Source organism: Bacillus gobiensis, assembly GCF_001278705.1.
Classification (GTDB): domain Bacteria; phylum Bacillota; class Bacilli; order Bacillales; family Bacillaceae; genus Bacillus; species Bacillus gobiensis.
Map to the genome: position 1 here is coordinate 920,943 of NZ_CP012600.1, position 17,123 is coordinate 938,065.

Consider the following 17,123-nt stretch of genomic DNA (forward strand, 5'->3'; position numbering starts at 1 on the left):
TAGGAGATGAAAAAGTGAAACTTCGAAAAGATCTTCGCAATATCGCTATTATTGCTCACGTTGACCATGGGAAAACGACTCTGGTTGACCAGCTTTTGCATCAGGCAGGTACGTTCAGAGCGAATGAACAAGTTGCCGAACGTGCAATGGATTCCAATGACTTGGAACGTGAGCGCGGAATCACTATATTAGCGAAAAACACTGCGATTAATTATAAAGATACCCGTATTAATATTTTGGATACTCCAGGTCACGCGGACTTTGGAGGAGAAGTCGAACGGATCATGAAAATGGTGGATGGCGTCCTTTTAGTCGTGGATGCCTATGAAGGCTGTATGCCGCAAACCAGGTTTGTTCTTAAAAAAGCTCTTGAACAAAAATTAAATCCAATCGTAGTAGTCAATAAAATTGACCGTGACTTTGCAAGGCCCGAAGAAGTTGTCGATGAAGTCATCGATCTCTTTATTGAGCTGGATGCGACAGAAGAGCAGCTTGAATTTCCTGTCGTTTATGCTTCTGCTATAAACGGAACAGCAAGCACAGATCCGAAGCAGCAGGATGAAAACATGGAGTCATTATTTGAATCTATTGTTGAAAACATTCCTTGTCCGATCGACAATCAGGAAGAACCGCTGCAATTTCAAGTTGCATTGCTTGATTACAACGATTATGTCGGCCGAATCGGTATCGGACGTGTTTTTAGAGGGACGATGAAAGTCGGCCAGCAGGTTGCTTTAATGAAGCTTGACGGAACAGCCAAGCCATTTCGCGTGACTAAAATTTTTGGCTTCCAAGGCTTAAAGCGAGTAGAGATTGAAGAAGCAAAAGCAGGCGATTTAGTCGCGGTATCCGGTATGGAGGATATTAACGTAGGTGAAACGGTCTGCCCGATAGAGCATCAGGAGGCATTGCCGATTTTGCGGATTGACGAGCCTACGCTTCAAATGACATTCCTCGTGAATAACAGCCCGTTTGCAGGACGGGAAGGAAAATATGTTACGTCAAGAAAAATCGAAGAACGCCTGAATCAGCAGCTTCAGACAGATGTCAGCTTAAGAGTAGATCCGACATCTTCTCCAGATGCATGGATCGTTTCCGGAAGAGGAGAATTGCATTTATCGATCCTTATTGAAAACATGAGGCGAGAAGGTTATGAGCTTCAAGTTTCTAAGCCTGAGGTTATTGTTAAAGAAATTGATGGTGTTCGCTCGGAACCGGTGGAACGTGTACAAATTGATGTTCCTGAAGATTATACCGGTGCTGTTATGGAATCAATCGGGGCAAGAAAAGGCGAAATGAGTGATATGATTAATAACGGAAACGGCCAGGTTCGCCTTATTTTCCTCGTGCCATCCCGTGGTTTAATTGGATATTCAACGGAATTTTTATCGCTCACAAGAGGGTACGGCATACTGAACCATACGTTTGACAGCTACCAGCCGATGCAATCAGGCCAAGTCGGCGGACGCAGACAGGGCGTTTTGGTCAGTATGGAACACGGCAAAGCATCTGCCTATGCGATCCAAGGGATTGAAGATCGCGGAACAATTTTTGTGGAGCCCACAACAGAAGTATACGAAGGCATGATAGTCGGTGAACACAATCGTGAAAATGATTTAGTCGTAAACGTAACGAAAGTTAAACAACAGACGAATATTCGTTCCGCAACGAAAGAGCAAACCACCGGAATGAAAAAACCGAGAATTATGTCGCTTGAAGAGTCTTTGGAGTATTTAAATGACGATGAATATTGTGAAGTCACTCCGGAATCCATTCGGTTAAGGAAAAAAATTCTCGGGAAAAATGAGCGGGAAAAAGCAGCTAAAAAGAAAAAGCTCGCAGAAAAGTCCTAAGGTTGCAATGAACTAAGTTATCAGCATCTAACAACTTTTTTGGAATTGGAAGCTGTGAAGAAGGTCTTATTGCTTTACAACGGGTTAAATAAGTAAAAAGAGTTCCTAATTAGGGGAGGGGATCTTTTGCCGAATGAAGTAAGTGACCGATTATCTTTTTTCGCATCGCTTTATCAAGTGGATCAATTTCCGGAAACAGGCATGTGGTTATTGTATGTGACAATACTTGCATTGTCCGTCGTGGTATATAAGCTTGGCTTTGCAAAAAAGCTCCCGTTATTACAATCGGTTGTAATCTACACCTTTTTGGCAGGAGGCTGTACGGTCCTTACTTTTTTCGGCATCTTCCTTCCGGTTGGTGAAGGCTTAGTTGTTGCAGCGGGAATTTTAATTATCTATAAAGTCCGCTTGCGCCGCGCCCAAAAGGAGCAAGCATCTTAAAAAGCCGTATGCGTATTTTTACGCGTACGGCTTTTTCTTTTCTCAGCTATAACTGCCCTTTTTCTTCTCTGTCCTTATAAAGTGAGAAGCGGCCGGTGCTCAAACGTTCTTTCGTTTTATTTGTAATTCTGTCATGGCAATCCTGACATAAATATGTATGAATGGGCCGGTTGCGAAGGCGTTTGGCTACAGGGGATTCATCATTTATCAGTTCATTTTTATCACACAATGAACATTTGACTCTCATTAACTCACCTCTTTAGAAGAAGGTATTTCTCTTTAAAATTATATCATGTTTTGCCAAGTAATTCATTGATGGGCAAGCTACTGCACATGAAAAAAAGCTTATTTCCCCAATAAGCTTTATAAATTTCATTAATTATTTTTCGCTTTATTAGATTGATCGTTTTGTTCTTTATCAAGCTCTTGTTCTTGTTTGTTGTTCAGCTGATCGTTATTATCTTTTGTCGGTTCCTCTTCTTGATTGTCTATCATATCATTCGGCACTTCAGGAAGGACCCTGCCGACAATTGCCGCAAGCTCGTCCATAATTCCACTGACGGGACGGCCGGCTTGAATGTCTCTTGACATTTCCCGCAGCCTGGCGACCGTGTCTGGATCAGCAACAACCACTGCATTTGCTCCGTAGCGATCGTCCTTTAAACCTTGAGCTACAGTATATTTTACTGACTCGGCTTCGCTTCTTTCCAAATCATCCTTAACGTCAATTCCGACTACAGCATATGGCCCAAGCACAACAGCTGTTGCGTCTTTTACATCAGGCATGCTTTCTGTCACTTCTACAAGATGCTGCGCAATTGCCGCCCCGTTTTTACGGTCAGGCTGATCCGGAGAAGAATTTTCTACTTTGATGGGTTTTGAATCATCATCGCGGATCGATTCGTTTTCAACATTTGGCTGATAGCCGCAGGATGTCAGACAAAACAACGCGGAAAGTAAAAAATATAGTGAAAAACGCATGATATTATTTGCCTCCTTAAATTCCTTTCGTTATATTATTGTTGAGTTAACCTTCTATCTTTATTCAGGAAAACATATATTTTAGCATGGTTAATTCGCTTTTTAAGTTATGAGTGCCAGTATGAACCAGTCTATTGGAGCAGGAGGGAACAGACCTGAGTAAAATTTATGTGTTAGATACAAATGTGCTTTTGCAGGATCCAAATTCGATCTTTTCTTTTGAAGAAAATGAAGTAGTCATTCCAGCTGTTGTTCTAGAAGAAGTAGATTCGAAAAAGCGGTACATGGACGAAATTGGGAGGAATGCAAGACAAGTATCTAAAATGATCGACAATCTCAGATTGAATGGCAAACTTCATGAAGGAGTGCCCTTGGATAACAAGGGAACATTGAGAATCGAATTAAATCATCGGTCATTTCATCAGCTTCAAGCAATATTTGTTGAAAAAACAAACGACAATCGAATTCTGGCGGTTGCTAAAAATTTAAGCCTGGAAGAACAGACAAAGAAAGAAGGGCGCCCCGTTATTCTCGTCAGCAAGGATGTGCTTGTGAGAGTTAAGGCTGACGCTATTGGATTAATTGCTGAGGATTTCTTAAATGATCGTGTGGTAGATAATGATGAATTATATAAAGGATTTTCAGATTTTTACATAAACCCCGAACAATTAAACGTATTTTATGAAAAAAACGAGCTCCCGCTGAAAGAAATAAACAGCCCGCAATTATTTCCAAACCAATTTGTAATAATGAAGGACTCGCTTGGAAGTTCGGCATCCGCTGTGGGCATTGTAGATAAGGATGTAAATTCAATCAAGCGGCTCGTTTTTGACGGTGAGCATGTGTGGGGGATTAAACCAAGAAATGTGCAGCAAAAAATGGCGTTGGAACTTCTGCTTCGAAAGGATTTGCCGTTAGTTACGCTTATAGGGAAGGCAGGAACCGGGAAAACCCTGCTTGCTCTAGCTGCAGGACTGCTTCAAACAGAGGATCTTGGCCAGTTTAAGAAACTTCTTGTTGCCAGGCCGATTGTTCCTGTCGGCAAGGATATCGGTTATTTGCCGGGAGAAAAAGAAGAAAAGCTTAGACCTTGGATTCAGCCAATATTCGATAATCTTGAATATTTGTTTAACACTAAGAAACCAGGTGAACTTGATGCGATTCTGGCCGGAATGGGGTCGATACAGGTAGAAGCGCTTACCTATATCAGGGGCAGAAGCATCCCTGATCAAATGATTATCATTGATGAAGCGCAAAACCTGACAAAACATGAAGTGAAAACGATTTTGACTAGAGTCGGAGAAGGAAGCAAAATTGTTTTAATGGGAGATCCTGACCAAATTGACCATCCGTACCTCGATGCTCAAAATAATGGGTTAACCTATGTGGTTGAGAAGTTTAAAGACCAAAAAATATCAGGAAATGTGAAATTGATAAAAGGAGAGAGATCTGGCCTTGCCCGATTGGCAGCCGATTTGCTCTGATATATTGGAAAACCGGCTGCATTATTTTTTGCGGCCGGTTTTTGACTTTAAATGATAACGATTTCAGTAACGTTTGTAATTGGTTCTATCCCATCTGCAGAATAAACATGAATCGGTCCGCCTTTTCTAAGCGGTTTTCCGTTTTTGCAAAAGCAAAAGAGAAGCTTTCCCGCCTCTTCAAGCGAAAACGAATGTTTGCCGTCCACTGAATGAAAAATACACGTGGTCGCTGTAGGATTTGGCTCCGCATTGTTTAAAAAGGGTTCAAAATAAATCGCGAATGTTCCTTCCAGCATTTTTTGTTTTTTATATTTTTTTTCACTCTGAAGTGTAGGAGGCAAAATGTTTCCTTCGCGAATCTGTCTTTCCTGATCAATTGCCTCAATCTCAGAGTCTATTGCCGGTTTTTTAGTGACGAGATCCTGGTTGAATAAAAACTTGCGATCATCAAAGATCCAAACCCCTGGATCTAATGTAATCGCATACTTAATATTTCCCTTCATACTGATAACACTCAAGTAAACACTCCCCTTCTCACGTAAAATTATAATATCGATTCGGAAGATTGTCACATTGTCAGCCTGGATAATTCGTTTCTTTTTCAATAGAAATCAATCTCTGATAGGTTTCCTGAGCCACAAAAAATCTTGCAATTTTACGAGATAACCCTTATCATAAGGAGAAGGATAAAGGTAATCGTTCGGGAACGGAGGGATCAATTTGGTGTCGGAAATATTGGTTAATCATCAAGAAAAGGCACTTGCTCTGTTAAAGATTGATGCTGATAAAATATTAAAACTCATTCAAGTACAAATGGACAACTTAACAATGCCTCAGTGTCCTCTTTACGAAGAGGTTTTAGATACACAAATGTTTGGACTATCAAGAGAAATCGACTTTGCCGTCAGGCTCGGTCTTGTCGCTGAAGCTGAAGGAAAAGAGCTGCTTGGCAAACTGGAACGAGAGCTGTCAACATTGCACGAAGCATTTGTAAAAAATAATGGGTAAACTCAAACAAAAGTCATGTTTGGGTTTTTTTTTATTTCTGAACATTTTAATTTCATTAAAAATGTAGAGGATTCTTAGAGGAAATGAAGAAAGTGTAGTACAATAGGACGTATTGGCTACGATTAAAAAAATGTTTAGGTTCTACTTTTTCATAAGGATGAGGATTGCAATGCTGAAAAAAATGTTTAAATCGTTTGATTATCCGTTAATATTTGCGATTATACTGCTGTGCGGTTTTGGGCTGATCATGGTATATAGCTCCAGTATGATATCGGCTGTGTCGCGTTTTAACTTTGAGAGTGATTTTTTCTTTAAACGTCAGGCAATATTTCTTGCCGCCGGTTTTTTCCTGTTTACAATTATGGCGATATTTCCTTACAAAGCGCTTGCTAATAAGGCATTTCAAAAGTTTTTGCTGCTTGGATCGATCATGTTTTTATTTCTTTTGTTCGTTTTCGGCCACACAGCCGGCGGGGCAAAAAGCTGGTTTCAATTGTTTGGTTTTCAAGTGCAGCCGGGAGAATTTGTTAAGCTCTCGCTCATTATTTACTTGTCTTACGTGTACAGCAAAAAACAGTCATACATTGATCAGCTTGGTACAGGCATCGCCCCTCCGGCGATCGTAACAGTTGTGATTTGTACGCTTGTTGCGGTTCAACCCGATTTCGGTACAGCCGTAATTATCGGCACGATCGCAATGTCTATGATCCTTTGCTCAGGATTAAGCGGTAAAGGTCTGTTTAAGCTTGTCATGCTTAGTGGACTTGTCATTCTTCTTATTAGTCCGGTTATATTTTTTAACTTGGATAATATTTTAACCGGGTATCGGCTAAGCAGGATTGAAAGCTTTCAAAATCCGTTTCGCTATGCTGATTCGTCTGGACTTCAGGTCGTTAATTCCTATTTAGCGATTGGTTCTGGAGGATTGTTTGGTCTAGGTCTTGGAGAAAGTGTCCAAAAATATGGATTTCTTCCCGAAGCACATACAGACTTTATCATGGCAATCATTGCTGAGGAGCTTGGGATATTTGGCGTTCTATTTGTCATTTTTCTGCTTGCTTTTGTTGTTTTAAAAGGGTTTTATATCGCTAGAAAATGCCAGGATCCGTTTGGCAGCCTGCTCGCGATCGGAATTTCAAGCATGATCGCGATTCAATCTTTTATAAATCTGGGAGGAGTCTGCGGCCTGATTCCTGTTACCGGAGTCACGCTTCCCTTTATCAGCTACGGCGGCAGCTCGCTTTTGCTCCTTTTAATTAGTTCTGGTATTCTTGTTAATATCAGTATGTTTACGCAATACTTTGAGAAGAATAAGAAAAAGGCACCGATTCATAAGGAAATGATTGAAAAAAAACAATCAAGAGATCGATTTCGATATGAAAATGCACAATAATTATTTTTTTCGATCAAAAGTCCCTTATATGTCAAGGGACTTTTCTTGATCAGAAAATCTGCCATAATATGTTGTGTACAGAAAATCGATCTTCATTTAGAATAAAGTACATATCGAAATTGCTTCGCAAGGGGAGATGAAAATGTCACAACAAAAAATTAAAAAAGTATTAGTTGCAAACAGAGGCGAAATTGCCATCCGTGTATTTCGGGCTTGTACCGAGCTGAATATTCGGACAGTTGCCATTTATTCGAAAGAAGACTCCGGTTCTTATCATCGCTATAAGGCAGATGAGGCGTACCTGGTAGGTGAAGGAAAAAAACCGATCGATGCTTATCTTGATATAGAGGGAATTATCGAAATTGCCAAACGAAATCATGTCGATGCGATCCATCCTGGCTACGGTTTTTTATCTGAAAATGTCCAATTTGCTAGACGATGTGAGGAAGAGGGTATTAAATTTATTGGTCCTTCTTCAAGCCATTTGGATATGTTCGGTGATAAAGTAAAGGCCAGGACACAAGCTGAGAATGCCGGTATTCCTGTTATTCCAGGCAGCGACGGTCCTGTTGATTCAATTGATGATGTGTTGCAGTTTGCCGATTCACATGGTTATCCATTCATTATCAAAGCTTCCCTCGGAGGCGGCGGACGAGGTATGAGAATCGTCAGAACAAAAGAAGAGCTTGAAGAATCTTATGACAGAGCTAAATCCGAGGCAAAAGCCGCTTTTGGAAATGATGAGGTTTACGTAGAGAAGCTCATCGAAAATCCAAAGCATATTGAGGTTCAAGTCATCGGTGATGAAAAAGGTAACGTTGTCCATTTGTATGAACGTGACTGTTCTGTGCAGAGGCGGCACCAAAAAGTAATTGAGGTGGCTCCGAGTCTTTCGATTTCAGAAAATCTAAGAGATGAAATTTGCCAAGCAGCTGTGGACCTAGCGAAAAACGTAAATTATATCAATGCGGGTACTGTAGAGTTTTTAGTGTCAGGCGATAGCTTCTATTTCATTGAAGTGAATCCGCGAGTTCAAGTAGAGCATACAATTACAGAAATGATTACAGGTGTAGACATAGTGCAAACTCAAATTCTAGTGGCTGAAGGTTTAGAGTTGCATGGTAAGAGAATTGGCATTCCTGACCAAAGTAAAGTGTTTACTCATGGATACGCGATTCAATCAAGGGTAACAACAGAAGATCCGCTGAATGGGTTTATGCCGGATACAGGCAAAATTATGGCCTATCGATCCGGAGGAGGATTTGGAGTCCGGCTTGATACAGGAAACAGTTTTCAAGGAGCGGTTATTACACCGTACTATGATTCACTACTTGTAAAAGTATCCACGTGGGCACTGACCTTTGAACAAGCAGCGCAGAAGATGGTACGTAACTTAAAAGAGTTTCGTATCAGGGGAATCAAAACAAATATCCCGTTTCTTCAAAATGTTGTAAAACATGAAATGTTTTTGAGCGGACAATACGATACATCATTTATTGACATGACTCCAGAATTATTCGAATTCCCTGTTCAAAAAGACCGTGGAACGAAAATGCTGAACTATATTGGTAATGTTACTGTCAATGGTTTTCCCGGCATAGGCAAAGCCAAAAAACCGATGTTTGAAAAGCCAAAATTGCAAAAAACTTTGCAAAATGGCCAAATCATTGATGGCACGAAGCAAATCCTTGATCGCGAAGGTGCGGAAGGGCTTGTGAAGTGGATTAAAGATCAGCCTTCCGTGCTTTTAACTGATACCACTTTTAGAGATGCTCATCAATCTCTATTGGCTACCCGGGTAAGAACGAATGACCTGAAAAAAATTGCGGCACCGACAGCATCTGTGTGGCCAGAGCTTTTTAGTATGGAAATGTGGGGAGGAGCCACATTTGACGTTTCCTATCGGTTCTTAAAAGAAAATCCGTGGGATCGTTTAAGAGAATTACGCAAAGAAATTCCGAATACACTTTTCCAAATGCTTCTCAGGTCGTCTAACGCAGTTGGGTACAAAAACTACCCAGACAATGTGATTGAGCGCTTCGTATCTGAATCCGCACATGCAGGGATCGATGTATTCCGAATTTTTGACAGCTTGAACTGGGTAAAAGGCATGACGCTTGCAATTGATGCGGTGCGCAATACCGGGAAAATTGCGGAAGCGGCAATCTGCTACACCGGAGACATAATGGACCCTTCCAGGCCAAAATACAATTTGGATTATTACACGACATTAGCAAAAGAGCTTGAATCTGCAGGTGCTCATATTTTAGGAATCAAAGATATGGCAGGTCTCTTAAAGCCACAGGCTGCCTATGAGCTTGTGTCTGCCTTAAAACATACCGTCGATATCCCTGTGCATCTACATACGCACGATACGAGCGGAAATGGAGTTTTCACGTATTCTAAAGCGATTGAAGCGGGTGTTGATATCGTCGATGTCGCTGTCAGCTCAATGTCGGGTATGACTTCGCAGCCAAGTGCGACTTCTCTTTATTATGCGTTGGAAGGGACGGATCGCAAGCCGGAAATGAATGTACATGGAGTAGAATCTCTTTCTCAATATTGGGAAGCGGTACGAGGCTATTATCATGAGTTTGAAAGCGGCATGAATGCCCCGCACACTGAGGTCTATGAACATGAAATGCCTGGCGGCCAATACAGCAACCTTCAGCAGCAGGCAAAAGGAGTCGGCTTAGGTGACAAATGGAATGAAGTAAAAGCCATGTACAGAAAAGTGAACGACCTATTTGGTGACATCGTCAAGGTGACGCCATCATCAAAGGTAGTTGGAGATATGGCCCTCTACATGGTACAAAATAAATTAACAGAAGAAGATATATTCACTCGCGGAGAATCTTTGGACTTTCCAGACTCTGTCGTTGAATTGTTTCAAGGATATCTTGGCCAGCCGTATCAAGGCTTTCCGGAAAAACTGCAATCCATTATTCTAAAGGGTAAGAAGTCAATAACGGTTCGTCCAGGCGAATTGATGGAAGATGTATCCTTTGATGAACTAAAACAAGAAATTCAAGAGAAACACGGAATCGAACCGTCAGAGCAGGATGTTATTGCTTATTCGCTTTATCCGAAAGTATTCTCTGAGTATTTACAAGCCGTTGAAAAATTCGGCGACATTTCAGTACTTGACACTCCAACATTTCTCTACGGCATGACACTTGGTGAGGAAATTGAAGTCGAGATTGAAAAAGGTAAAACTTTGATTGTCAAGCTGGTTAGTATTGGAGAACCTCAGGCGGATGGAACGAGAGTCATTTATTTTGAATTCAACGGACAGCCGCGTGAGATTGTGATTAGAGATGAAAGCATTAAATCATCCATCAAGGAAAAAGTGAAAGCTGACAGATCAAATCCGAGTCATATCGCCGCATCGATGCCTGGTACGGTCATTAAGCTTCTCGTGAAAGAAGGAGAACGAGTTGAAAAAGGCGCACACCTAATGATTAACGAAGCAATGAAGATGGAAACAACCGTTCAAGCTCCATTTGACGGGGTTGTCAAAGAAATCCTGATTAAAAATGGTGATCCGATTGAGACGGGAGATTTATTGGTAGTTGTAGAAAAATAACAAATAAGTGCGTTTCCTCAAAAAAAGGTATGCCTGAAAGTGACAGGCATACCTTTTTCTATACTTAAATATTTGACGGCCTAGTGAGAAGGAGAATAAAATAACACAGTACTCCAAAGATGCAGGCAATAATAAATCCGTGTGCCAGCGCAAATACGAGACTCATGCCTGTTAAGACAACTAGTGCGCCGCTTAATGCTTGCAGACAAACAAGAATGAACGCGAGTATCCAGCCCCAATACATGATTGAATTGCGTTTATAGCTTTTTATCGCATGAATCATTGCAGCCAGAATCCAAACAAAAAGCAACACAGCGACTGTACGATGACCCATTTGGACCCATTCGTTGAATTGAGATGGAAGCCCGTTGTTCGCCCTGCTGCAAAAGGGCACCTGCGGACAGGCAAGGCTTGACTTTGTGTGCCGGACATAGGCTCCTGTATAAACGACAATGTAGGAATAAATCGTTATACCGATAATATGGAATTTCATCAATCTTCCGATCGATAATGCCTGTTCGCTTCCTGTTTGATCATTTTCAAATATGAGAAATGTCAATAGGAGGACAGACGCAAACGAAACCAAAGAGATTCCAAAATGCAGAGCCATAATGAGCGGTTGGGATCCAAATACCACTGCGAGTGCTCCAAGCGCAGCTTGAAGAAATAAAAACACAATGGACGTGATTCCTAAAAACTTCGTTTCTCTTTTATGGCGTAGCTTTATCCATGTCCATATAACGAGAGACAGGACAACGATTATAGATATCCCGCTTGCCATCCGATGGCTCCATTCAATAATGGACTCAGGATTTAGAGCAGGCAAAAACCTTCCATTACATAATGGCCACTCGCTTCCGCAGCCCTTTCCTGATCCTGTTTTTGTAACCAGTGCTCCACCGATCAAAACGAGCAGCATAACAAAGGTTGTGAATATACCTAAGCTTTTTAACGCGCGATTCATTTCATCACCTATTTCTATATACATAAAGAGTAGTTGTTCGATTCCCGCTTTCAAGTGTAAGCAAATATATGAACGATGACAATTCAAAAGCTTGTTTGTTCACAAAATTACTATATTTACAGCTTGCACAATGAGATACGGTTTGATAAAAATAAGAGGAGAGTGCTGAACTAAGTAAGGGGAACGAAGTAAGCCAAAATTCATAAAAAGTTCACAACTAATTGAGTAATATGAAATGGAATGTTTTTTTCATACTTTTAATCCTGTAAGATAGAGTTGAAGATATTTTCGTATCCTGCTCTTTATAATGAATGGGAAAAAGAAAGAGTAAGGGAGGTTAAAATAAATTGGCTGATACTAGAGTTGCAAACGATACAGCTATGGATAGACAAATTCAAACGACTGCTTGGCAGGATTTCCTTTCCCTTATTAAGATCGGGATCGTCAATTCCAATCTTATTACGACGTTTACCGGTATGTGGCTTGCTTTTTATTTTTCCGGAACAAGTTTTCTGGGGAATTTAGATATTGTACTCTTTACATTGCTTGGTTCATCCTTGATTATTGCAGGATCGTGCGTTATTAACAATTATTATGACAGGGATATCGATCAACTGATGGAGAGAACAAAGGTCCGCCCGACTGTTACAGGGAAAATTCAGCCCGGCCACGCGTTAGGCTTTGGCATTATGCTTGTCGCATTCGGAATCATAATGCTGCTTATGACAACAATATCTGCTGCGATTATTGGTTTGATCGGCGTTATTACGTATGTTGTACTTTACACGATGTGGTCAAAACGCAATTACACGATCAATACGATTATCGGCAGCGTTTCCGGTGCCGTACCGCCTTTAATCGGCTGGACAGCTGTTGAAGGTACAATTGGTACTGTAGCCTGGGTATTGTTCTTATTAATGTTTATTTGGCAGATTCCGCATTTTTTAGCACTTGCCATTAAGAAAACAGAAGATTACCGAGCTGCAAATATACCAATGCTTCCAGTGGTCTATGGCTTTGAAGTGACAAAAAGGCAAATTATTGTCTGGGTCGCTTGTCTATTGCCTCTTCCATTCTTTTTAAGTGAATTGGGAATGGGCTTTGTTATTCTGGCAACTGCGCTAAATTTGGGCTGGCTGATATTAGGCTTATATGGATTCAAAATGAAAGATATTATGAAGTGGTCAACTTTAATGTTTGTCTATTCTCTGAATTACTTGACAATCATATTTGTCGCTATGGTTATTTTCACCCTTTTTTAAACCTGAATAAGAGCTGCCGCGGAAAGTCGCCTAATCCAAATATTGGCGGCTTTCCCTTCATACATAGATATCTTATTATTAAAAAAATTAGAAATGTAAGTGCTTACCCACCCATAAACCCTGCTGATTGAAGCTTCACTTTAATATAAGGGTATGATTAAATGAAAGGAGAAGGGGCTTGATTCAAACATTTCAAAGGGAGAATTGAACAAAGGGGATGAGATGAAATGTGGAAAACATGGCGTCTGCTGTCATTGCTACTATTGGTGACGCTTACATTAAGCGGATGCGGGGAACCGTTCGTATCCACCCTGCGCCCGGCCGGGGAAGTAGCGGAGGATCAGTTTTATCTAATGGTTCTCAGTACGTTCATCATGGTCGTTGTTGTCATTGTCGTAATGGCTATTTTTACTTATGTGCTAGTGAAGTTTCGTAGGAAAAAATCAGGGGATGAAGCCCTGCCGAAACAAGTAGAAGGAAATAAAAAACTTGAAATTCTGTGGACCGTTATTCCGATTATTTTGCTGCTTATTTTAGGAGTGCCTACTGTCACGCATGTTTTTGGCCAGGCCGATACGAAAGTGATGGATAAAGAAAAACGGAATCCGGAAGATGCTTTGGTAGTCAATGTGAGAGCAAATCTCTATTGGTGGGAATTCGAATATCCGGATTACGGAATAGTGACAAGCCAGGAGCTAATCGTGCCAACTGATGAAAAGGTTTATTTTCAGTTGAAGGCTTCCGATGTGAAGCATTCGTTTTGGATTCCTTCTGCTGGAGGGAAAATGGATACGAACACAGAAAACGAAAATCGTTTCTTTCTAATGTTTGATTCAAAGAAAAGTGCCGAAGCGGGTGAATATTTTTATGGAAAATGCGCGGAGCTCTGCGGTCCTTCTCATGCTCTAATGGACTTTAAGGTGAAGCCGATGCCAAAGAAAGAATTTCAAGATTGGGTTAAGTCGATGGAAAACTATGAACAAAGCACAGCCTCAGCAACAGCCGGGCAGGGGAAGGAGCTCTTTAAAGAAAAAAATTGCTTAAGCTGTCATGCGGTTACACCAAAGGATGAACGGCCGGAACAGGCACGTACAGGGCCGAATCTCGCGACGTTCGGCGAACGATCAAAGATTGCAGGGGTAAAGGATTTTAATGATGAAAATTTGCATGCGTGGATTAAGGATCCGGAAAGCATTAAGCCAGGCAACAAAATGACTGGATCATACGGAGAATTAAAAGACGACGAAATTCAAGCACTTGCAGAGTATTTAAAGGGGCTAAAGACGGAGTAACCAGTTCTTTTTGGGAAACAAAGGGGGATGCAATGTGAGTACGATTGCTAAAAATCGAGGTTTTGGAGCCGTGCTGTGGGATTACTTGACAACGGTCGATCACAAAAAAATTGCCGTGCTTTACTTAGTATGCGGAGGGTTTTTCTTCATTATCGGCGGATTGGAAGCCATGTTTATACGTATCCAGCTGTCGCTGCCTGAAAATGATTTTGTCAGTGCAGGACTATATAACGAGATCATGACTATGCATGGAACGACGATGATTTTTTTAGCAGCGATGCCGCTATTATTCGCTTTTATGAATGCCGTGGTTCCGCTGCAAATCGGCGCGAGGGACGTAGCGTTTCCGTTTCTTAATTCGCTTGGCTTTTGGCTATTCTTTTTCGGGGGAATTTTTCTTAATCTGAGCTGGTTTTTAGGAGGAGCGCCTGATGCAGGTTGGACATCGTATGCATCAGTAAGTCTTGAGTCTCCTGGACACGGCATCGACTTTTATGTTCTCGGGCTGCAAATATCCGGGATTGGGACGCTGATTGCAGGGATAAATTTTTTGGTGACAATCATCAATATGAGAGCGCCTGGAATGACATATATGAGACTGCCGCTATTTACATGGACGACGTTTGTCGCATCCGCTCTCATCTTATTTGCCTTCCCCCCGCTTACAGTGGCACTTGCGTTGATGATGTTTGACAGGCTTTTTGATACCGCCTTTTTCGTTCCGAGACTAGGAGGGAATACGGTCATTTGGGAGCATCTTTTCTGGATATTCGGTCACCCGGAGGTTTATATCTTAATCCTGCCGGCATTTGGAATTTTTTCCGAGGTGCTGCCAGTTTTCTCCCGGAAACGGCTGTTTGGCTATTCATCGATGGTATTTGCTATCGTTTTAATCGGTTTCTTGGGATTCATGGTATGGGCCCACCACATGTTTACGAGCGGTCTCGGGCCGATTGCAAACGCCGTATTTGCCATTGCCACGATGGCGATTGCTGTACCGACAGGCATAAAGGTATTCAACTGGCTCTTGACTATTTGGGGAGGGAGCATCAGGTTCACTACCCCGATGTTATGGTCGATCGCTTTTATCCCCACCTTCGTAATGGGTGGAGTTACCGGGGTGATGCTTGCTGCGGCAACAGCCGATTACCAGTATCATGATACCTATTTTGTTGTTGCCCACTTTCATTACGTGATTGTCGGCGGCGTTATTTTCGGACTTTTTGCGGGCTTGCATTATTGGTGGCCGAAAATGTTTGGCAGGATGCTGAATGATTTTTTGGGGAAAATCACTTTCGTATTATTTTTTACGGGATTTCATTTGACGTTTTTCATTCAGCATTTTCTTGGTCTGTGGGGAATGCAGCGCCGCGTGTTTACCTTTCTTCCTGGGCAAGGGTTTGAAACGGCTAATCTCGTTAGTACGACAGGAGCCTTTTTAATGGCTGCGGGAACGATTGTATTGTTCTATAACATTATCATCACAACAATGAGAGGCGCAAAAGCAGGCAATGATCCTTGGGAAGACGGAAGGACACTGGAATGGGCAATTTCTTCACCGGCTCCGGAATATAATTTTAAACAGCTGCCGCTGGTCAAAGGGCTGGATCCGCTTTGGGTTGAAAAAAGGAAGGGCAATCCCGGATTGTCTCCGGCAGAGCCAGTAGGGGATATTCATATGCCGAACCGTTCCATATTTCCATTCATCATGTCGTTTGGGCTGTTTGTTTCTGCCTTTGGGTTTATGTATCGCAGCGAAGTCAGCTGGGGATTGCCGGTCATCTTAATCGGCCTTGCAATTACCTTCTTGTGTATGCTTCTTCGTTCGGTTCTTGACGATCACGGATACCACATTCACAAAGAAGACCTGGCTGATGACGATGACAAAGGGGTGAAGATTTAATGAATGCCGAAGGAAAAATGACTGCTGAGACCTTTCCTGCTTCGCCTGAAAAAGCTACACTTGAGGGAAAAAATAAGTTTTTGGGGTTTTGGTTATTTTTAGGCGGAGAAACGGTCCTGTTTGCCTCGCTTTTTGCTACCTTTCTTGCATTAAGAGGCTCTAATATGGGGGATAAGACAATGGCAGAGATGTTCGACCTGTCTCTTGTTTTTCTCGCAACGATGCTGCTTTTAACAAGCAGTCTGACAAGCGTTTACGCGATGTATCATATGAAAAATTTTGCATTCAAAAAGATGCAGCTTTGGCTGTTTGTCACCGTGTTGTTGGGAGCAGGATTTCTAGCATTGGAAATTTATGAATTTACTCATTATACTCATGAATACCATTTTACAATCAAAAGCTCTGCCATGGGGTCAGCCTTTTATGTTCTGGTGGGCACCCATGGGGCCCACGTGACATTCGGGCTTGCATGGATTGCTCTTTTAATGGCAAGAAATTGGCAGCGCGGCTTGAATCTCTATAATGCCCCGAAGTTTTATGTTGCGAGCCTTTACTGGCATTTTATTGACGTCGTCTGGGTCTTTATCTTTACTGTCGTATACTTAATGGGGATGGTGGGATAAGATGGAATCAAACCATAATAAAACAATACCGAAAGCGGATCTTGCTTACCGGAAAAAGAAAAATGCCGAGGAGATGAAACATCAGGTTATTTCATTCGGATTAATGATCGGACTGACGGTCGTTGCTTTTTTAACCGTTGGATCAGACGTCGGTCCGTGGTTTACAATACCCTTTCTGCTTTTGATGGCAGTAATCCAAGTTGTTTTTCAATTATATTATTTCATGCATATGAGTCAAAAAGGACATGAAGCACCTTCTTTATTTTTCTATGCGGGGGTGCTCGTCGCCTCTATTACGATTCTTGCATTTGTTACGATTATTTGGTGGTAAGG

15 protein-coding genes are annotated in these 17,123 nt (G+C 41.7%); 11 read left to right on the plus strand and 4 right to left on the minus strand.

Annotated features, from left to right (window positions below):
• Positions 1–14: 14 nt before the first annotated feature.
• Positions 15–1,853, plus strand: coding sequence for a translational GTPase TypA (gene typA / locus AM592_RS04515; protein ID WP_053602681.1), 1,839 nt, complete (start codon positions 15–17; stop codon positions 1,851–1,853).
• A 126-nt stretch (positions 1,854–1,979) separates the two neighbouring features.
• Positions 1,980–2,294, plus strand: a complete 315-nt coding sequence (locus AM592_RS04520; protein WP_053602682.1) for a YlaH-like family protein — start codon at positions 1,980–1,982, stop codon at positions 2,292–2,294.
• A gap of 46 nt (positions 2,295–2,340) precedes the next feature.
• Here AM592_RS04520 and AM592_RS04525 read toward each other — a convergent pair whose 3' ends face one another.
• Positions 2,341–2,541 carry a YlaI family protein gene (locus AM592_RS04525; protein WP_053602683.1) on the minus strand — a complete coding sequence of 67 codons (201 nt, stop codon included), beginning with the start codon at positions 2,539–2,541 and terminating at the stop codon, positions 2,341–2,343.
• Positions 2,542–2,669: 128 nt separating this feature from the next.
• Positions 2,670–3,275, minus strand: a complete 606-nt coding sequence (locus tag AM592_RS04530; RefSeq protein WP_053602684.1) for a YhcN/YlaJ family sporulation lipoprotein — start codon at positions 3,273–3,275, stop codon at positions 2,670–2,672.
• A 155-nt stretch (positions 3,276–3,430) separates the two neighbouring features.
• Between AM592_RS04530 and AM592_RS04535 the strand changes: the two genes are divergently transcribed.
• Positions 3,431–4,759 (plus strand): PhoH family protein, encoded by a 1,329-nt coding sequence (locus tag AM592_RS04535; RefSeq protein WP_053605981.1) that lies wholly within the window; start codon positions 3,431–3,433, stop codon positions 4,757–4,759.
• Positions 4,760–4,806: 47 nt separating this feature from the next.
• On the opposite strand, the gene AM592_RS04540 is transcribed toward AM592_RS04535, so the two are convergent.
• A complete protein-coding gene (locus AM592_RS04540) occupies positions 4,807–5,277 on the minus strand; it encodes a hypothetical protein (protein WP_053602685.1) in 471 nt (156 codons plus the stop codon).
• A gap of 202 nt (positions 5,278–5,479) precedes the next feature.
• Between AM592_RS04540 and AM592_RS04545 the strand changes: the two genes are divergently transcribed.
• From AM592_RS04545 to pyc, 3 genes are all read left to right on the plus strand, one after another.
• Positions 5,480–5,767, plus strand: coding sequence for an Fpa/YlaN family protein (locus AM592_RS04545; protein WP_053602686.1), 288 nt, complete (start codon positions 5,480–5,482; stop codon positions 5,765–5,767).
• Positions 5,768–5,936: 169 nt separating this feature from the next.
• Positions 5,937–7,160, plus strand: coding sequence for a putative lipid II flippase FtsW (ftsW, locus tag AM592_RS04550; RefSeq protein ID WP_053602687.1), 1,224 nt, complete (start codon positions 5,937–5,939; stop codon positions 7,158–7,160).
• Positions 7,161–7,302: 142 nt separating this feature from the next.
• Positions 7,303–10,746, plus strand: a complete 3,444-nt coding sequence (gene pyc / locus AM592_RS04555; RefSeq protein ID WP_053602688.1) for a pyruvate carboxylase — start codon at positions 7,303–7,305, stop codon at positions 10,744–10,746.
• A 64-nt stretch (positions 10,747–10,810) separates the two neighbouring features.
• Here pyc and AM592_RS04560 read toward each other — a convergent pair whose 3' ends face one another.
• Positions 10,811–11,710: a COX15/CtaA family protein gene (locus tag AM592_RS04560; protein ID WP_053602689.1), complete on the minus strand. Its 900-nt coding sequence runs from the start codon at positions 11,708–11,710 to the stop codon at positions 10,811–10,813.
• 380 nt (positions 11,711–12,090) lie between these two features.
• On the opposite strand from AM592_RS04560, the gene cyoE reads away from it, so the two are divergent.
• From cyoE to ctaF, 5 genes are all read left to right on the plus strand, one after another.
• Positions 12,091–12,972, plus strand: coding sequence for a heme o synthase (gene cyoE, locus AM592_RS04565; RefSeq protein WP_376773346.1), 882 nt, complete (start codon positions 12,091–12,093; stop codon positions 12,970–12,972).
• A gap of 227 nt (positions 12,973–13,199) precedes the next feature.
• Positions 13,200–14,264: a cytochrome c oxidase subunit II gene (gene coxB / locus AM592_RS04570; protein WP_053602691.1), complete on the plus strand. Its 1,065-nt coding sequence runs from the start codon at positions 13,200–13,202 to the stop codon at positions 14,262–14,264.
• A gap of 34 nt (positions 14,265–14,298) precedes the next feature.
• Positions 14,299–16,167 carry a cytochrome c oxidase subunit I gene (gene ctaD, locus AM592_RS04575; protein ID WP_053602692.1) on the plus strand — a complete coding sequence of 623 codons (1,869 nt, stop codon included), beginning with the start codon at positions 14,299–14,301 and terminating at the stop codon, positions 16,165–16,167.
• Positions 16,167–16,790 (plus strand): cytochrome c oxidase subunit III, encoded by a 624-nt coding sequence (gene ctaE, locus AM592_RS04580; RefSeq protein WP_053602693.1) that lies wholly within the window; start codon positions 16,167–16,169, stop codon positions 16,788–16,790. The genes ctaD and ctaE overlap by 1 nt, the downstream gene beginning before the upstream one ends.
• A gap of 1 nt (position 16,791) precedes the next feature.
• The gene (gene ctaF / locus AM592_RS04585) at positions 16,792–17,121 is read left to right on the plus strand and encodes a cytochrome c oxidase subunit IVB (protein WP_053602694.1); all 330 of its coding nucleotides are present in this window, start codon (positions 16,792–16,794) and stop codon (positions 17,119–17,121) included.
• Positions 17,122–17,123: the final 2 nt, after the last annotated feature.

Excerpts from the sequence above, each read along its gene's own strand:
- pyc (WP_053602688.1), top strand. The coding sequence starts at position 7,303 with ATGTCACAACAAAAAATTAAAAAAGTATTAGTTGCAAACAGAGGCGAA.
- ctaF (WP_053602694.1), top strand. The coding sequence starts at position 16,792 with ATGGAATCAAACCATAATAAAACAATACCGAAAGCGGATCTTGCTTAC.
- AM592_RS04560 (WP_053602689.1), bottom strand. The coding sequence starts at position 11,710 with ATGAATCGCGCGTTAAAAAGCTTAGGTATATTCACAACCTTTGTTATG.
- coxB (WP_053602691.1), top strand. The coding sequence starts at position 13,200 with ATGTGGAAAACATGGCGTCTGCTGTCATTGCTACTATTGGTGACGCTT.
- AM592_RS04525 (WP_053602683.1), bottom strand. The coding sequence starts at position 2,541 with ATGAGAGTCAAATGTTCATTGTGTGATAAAAATGAACTGATAAATGAT.
- ftsW (WP_053602687.1), top strand. The coding sequence starts at position 5,937 with ATGCTGAAAAAAATGTTTAAATCGTTTGATTATCCGTTAATATTTGCG.
- AM592_RS04530 (WP_053602684.1), bottom strand. The coding sequence starts at position 3,275 with ATGCGTTTTTCACTATATTTTTTACTTTCCGCGTTGTTTTGTCTGACA.
- cyoE (WP_376773346.1), top strand. The coding sequence starts at position 12,091 with ATGGATAGACAAATTCAAACGACTGCTTGGCAGGATTTCCTTTCCCTT.
- ctaE (WP_053602693.1), top strand. The coding sequence starts at position 16,167 with ATGAATGCCGAAGGAAAAATGACTGCTGAGACCTTTCCTGCTTCGCCT.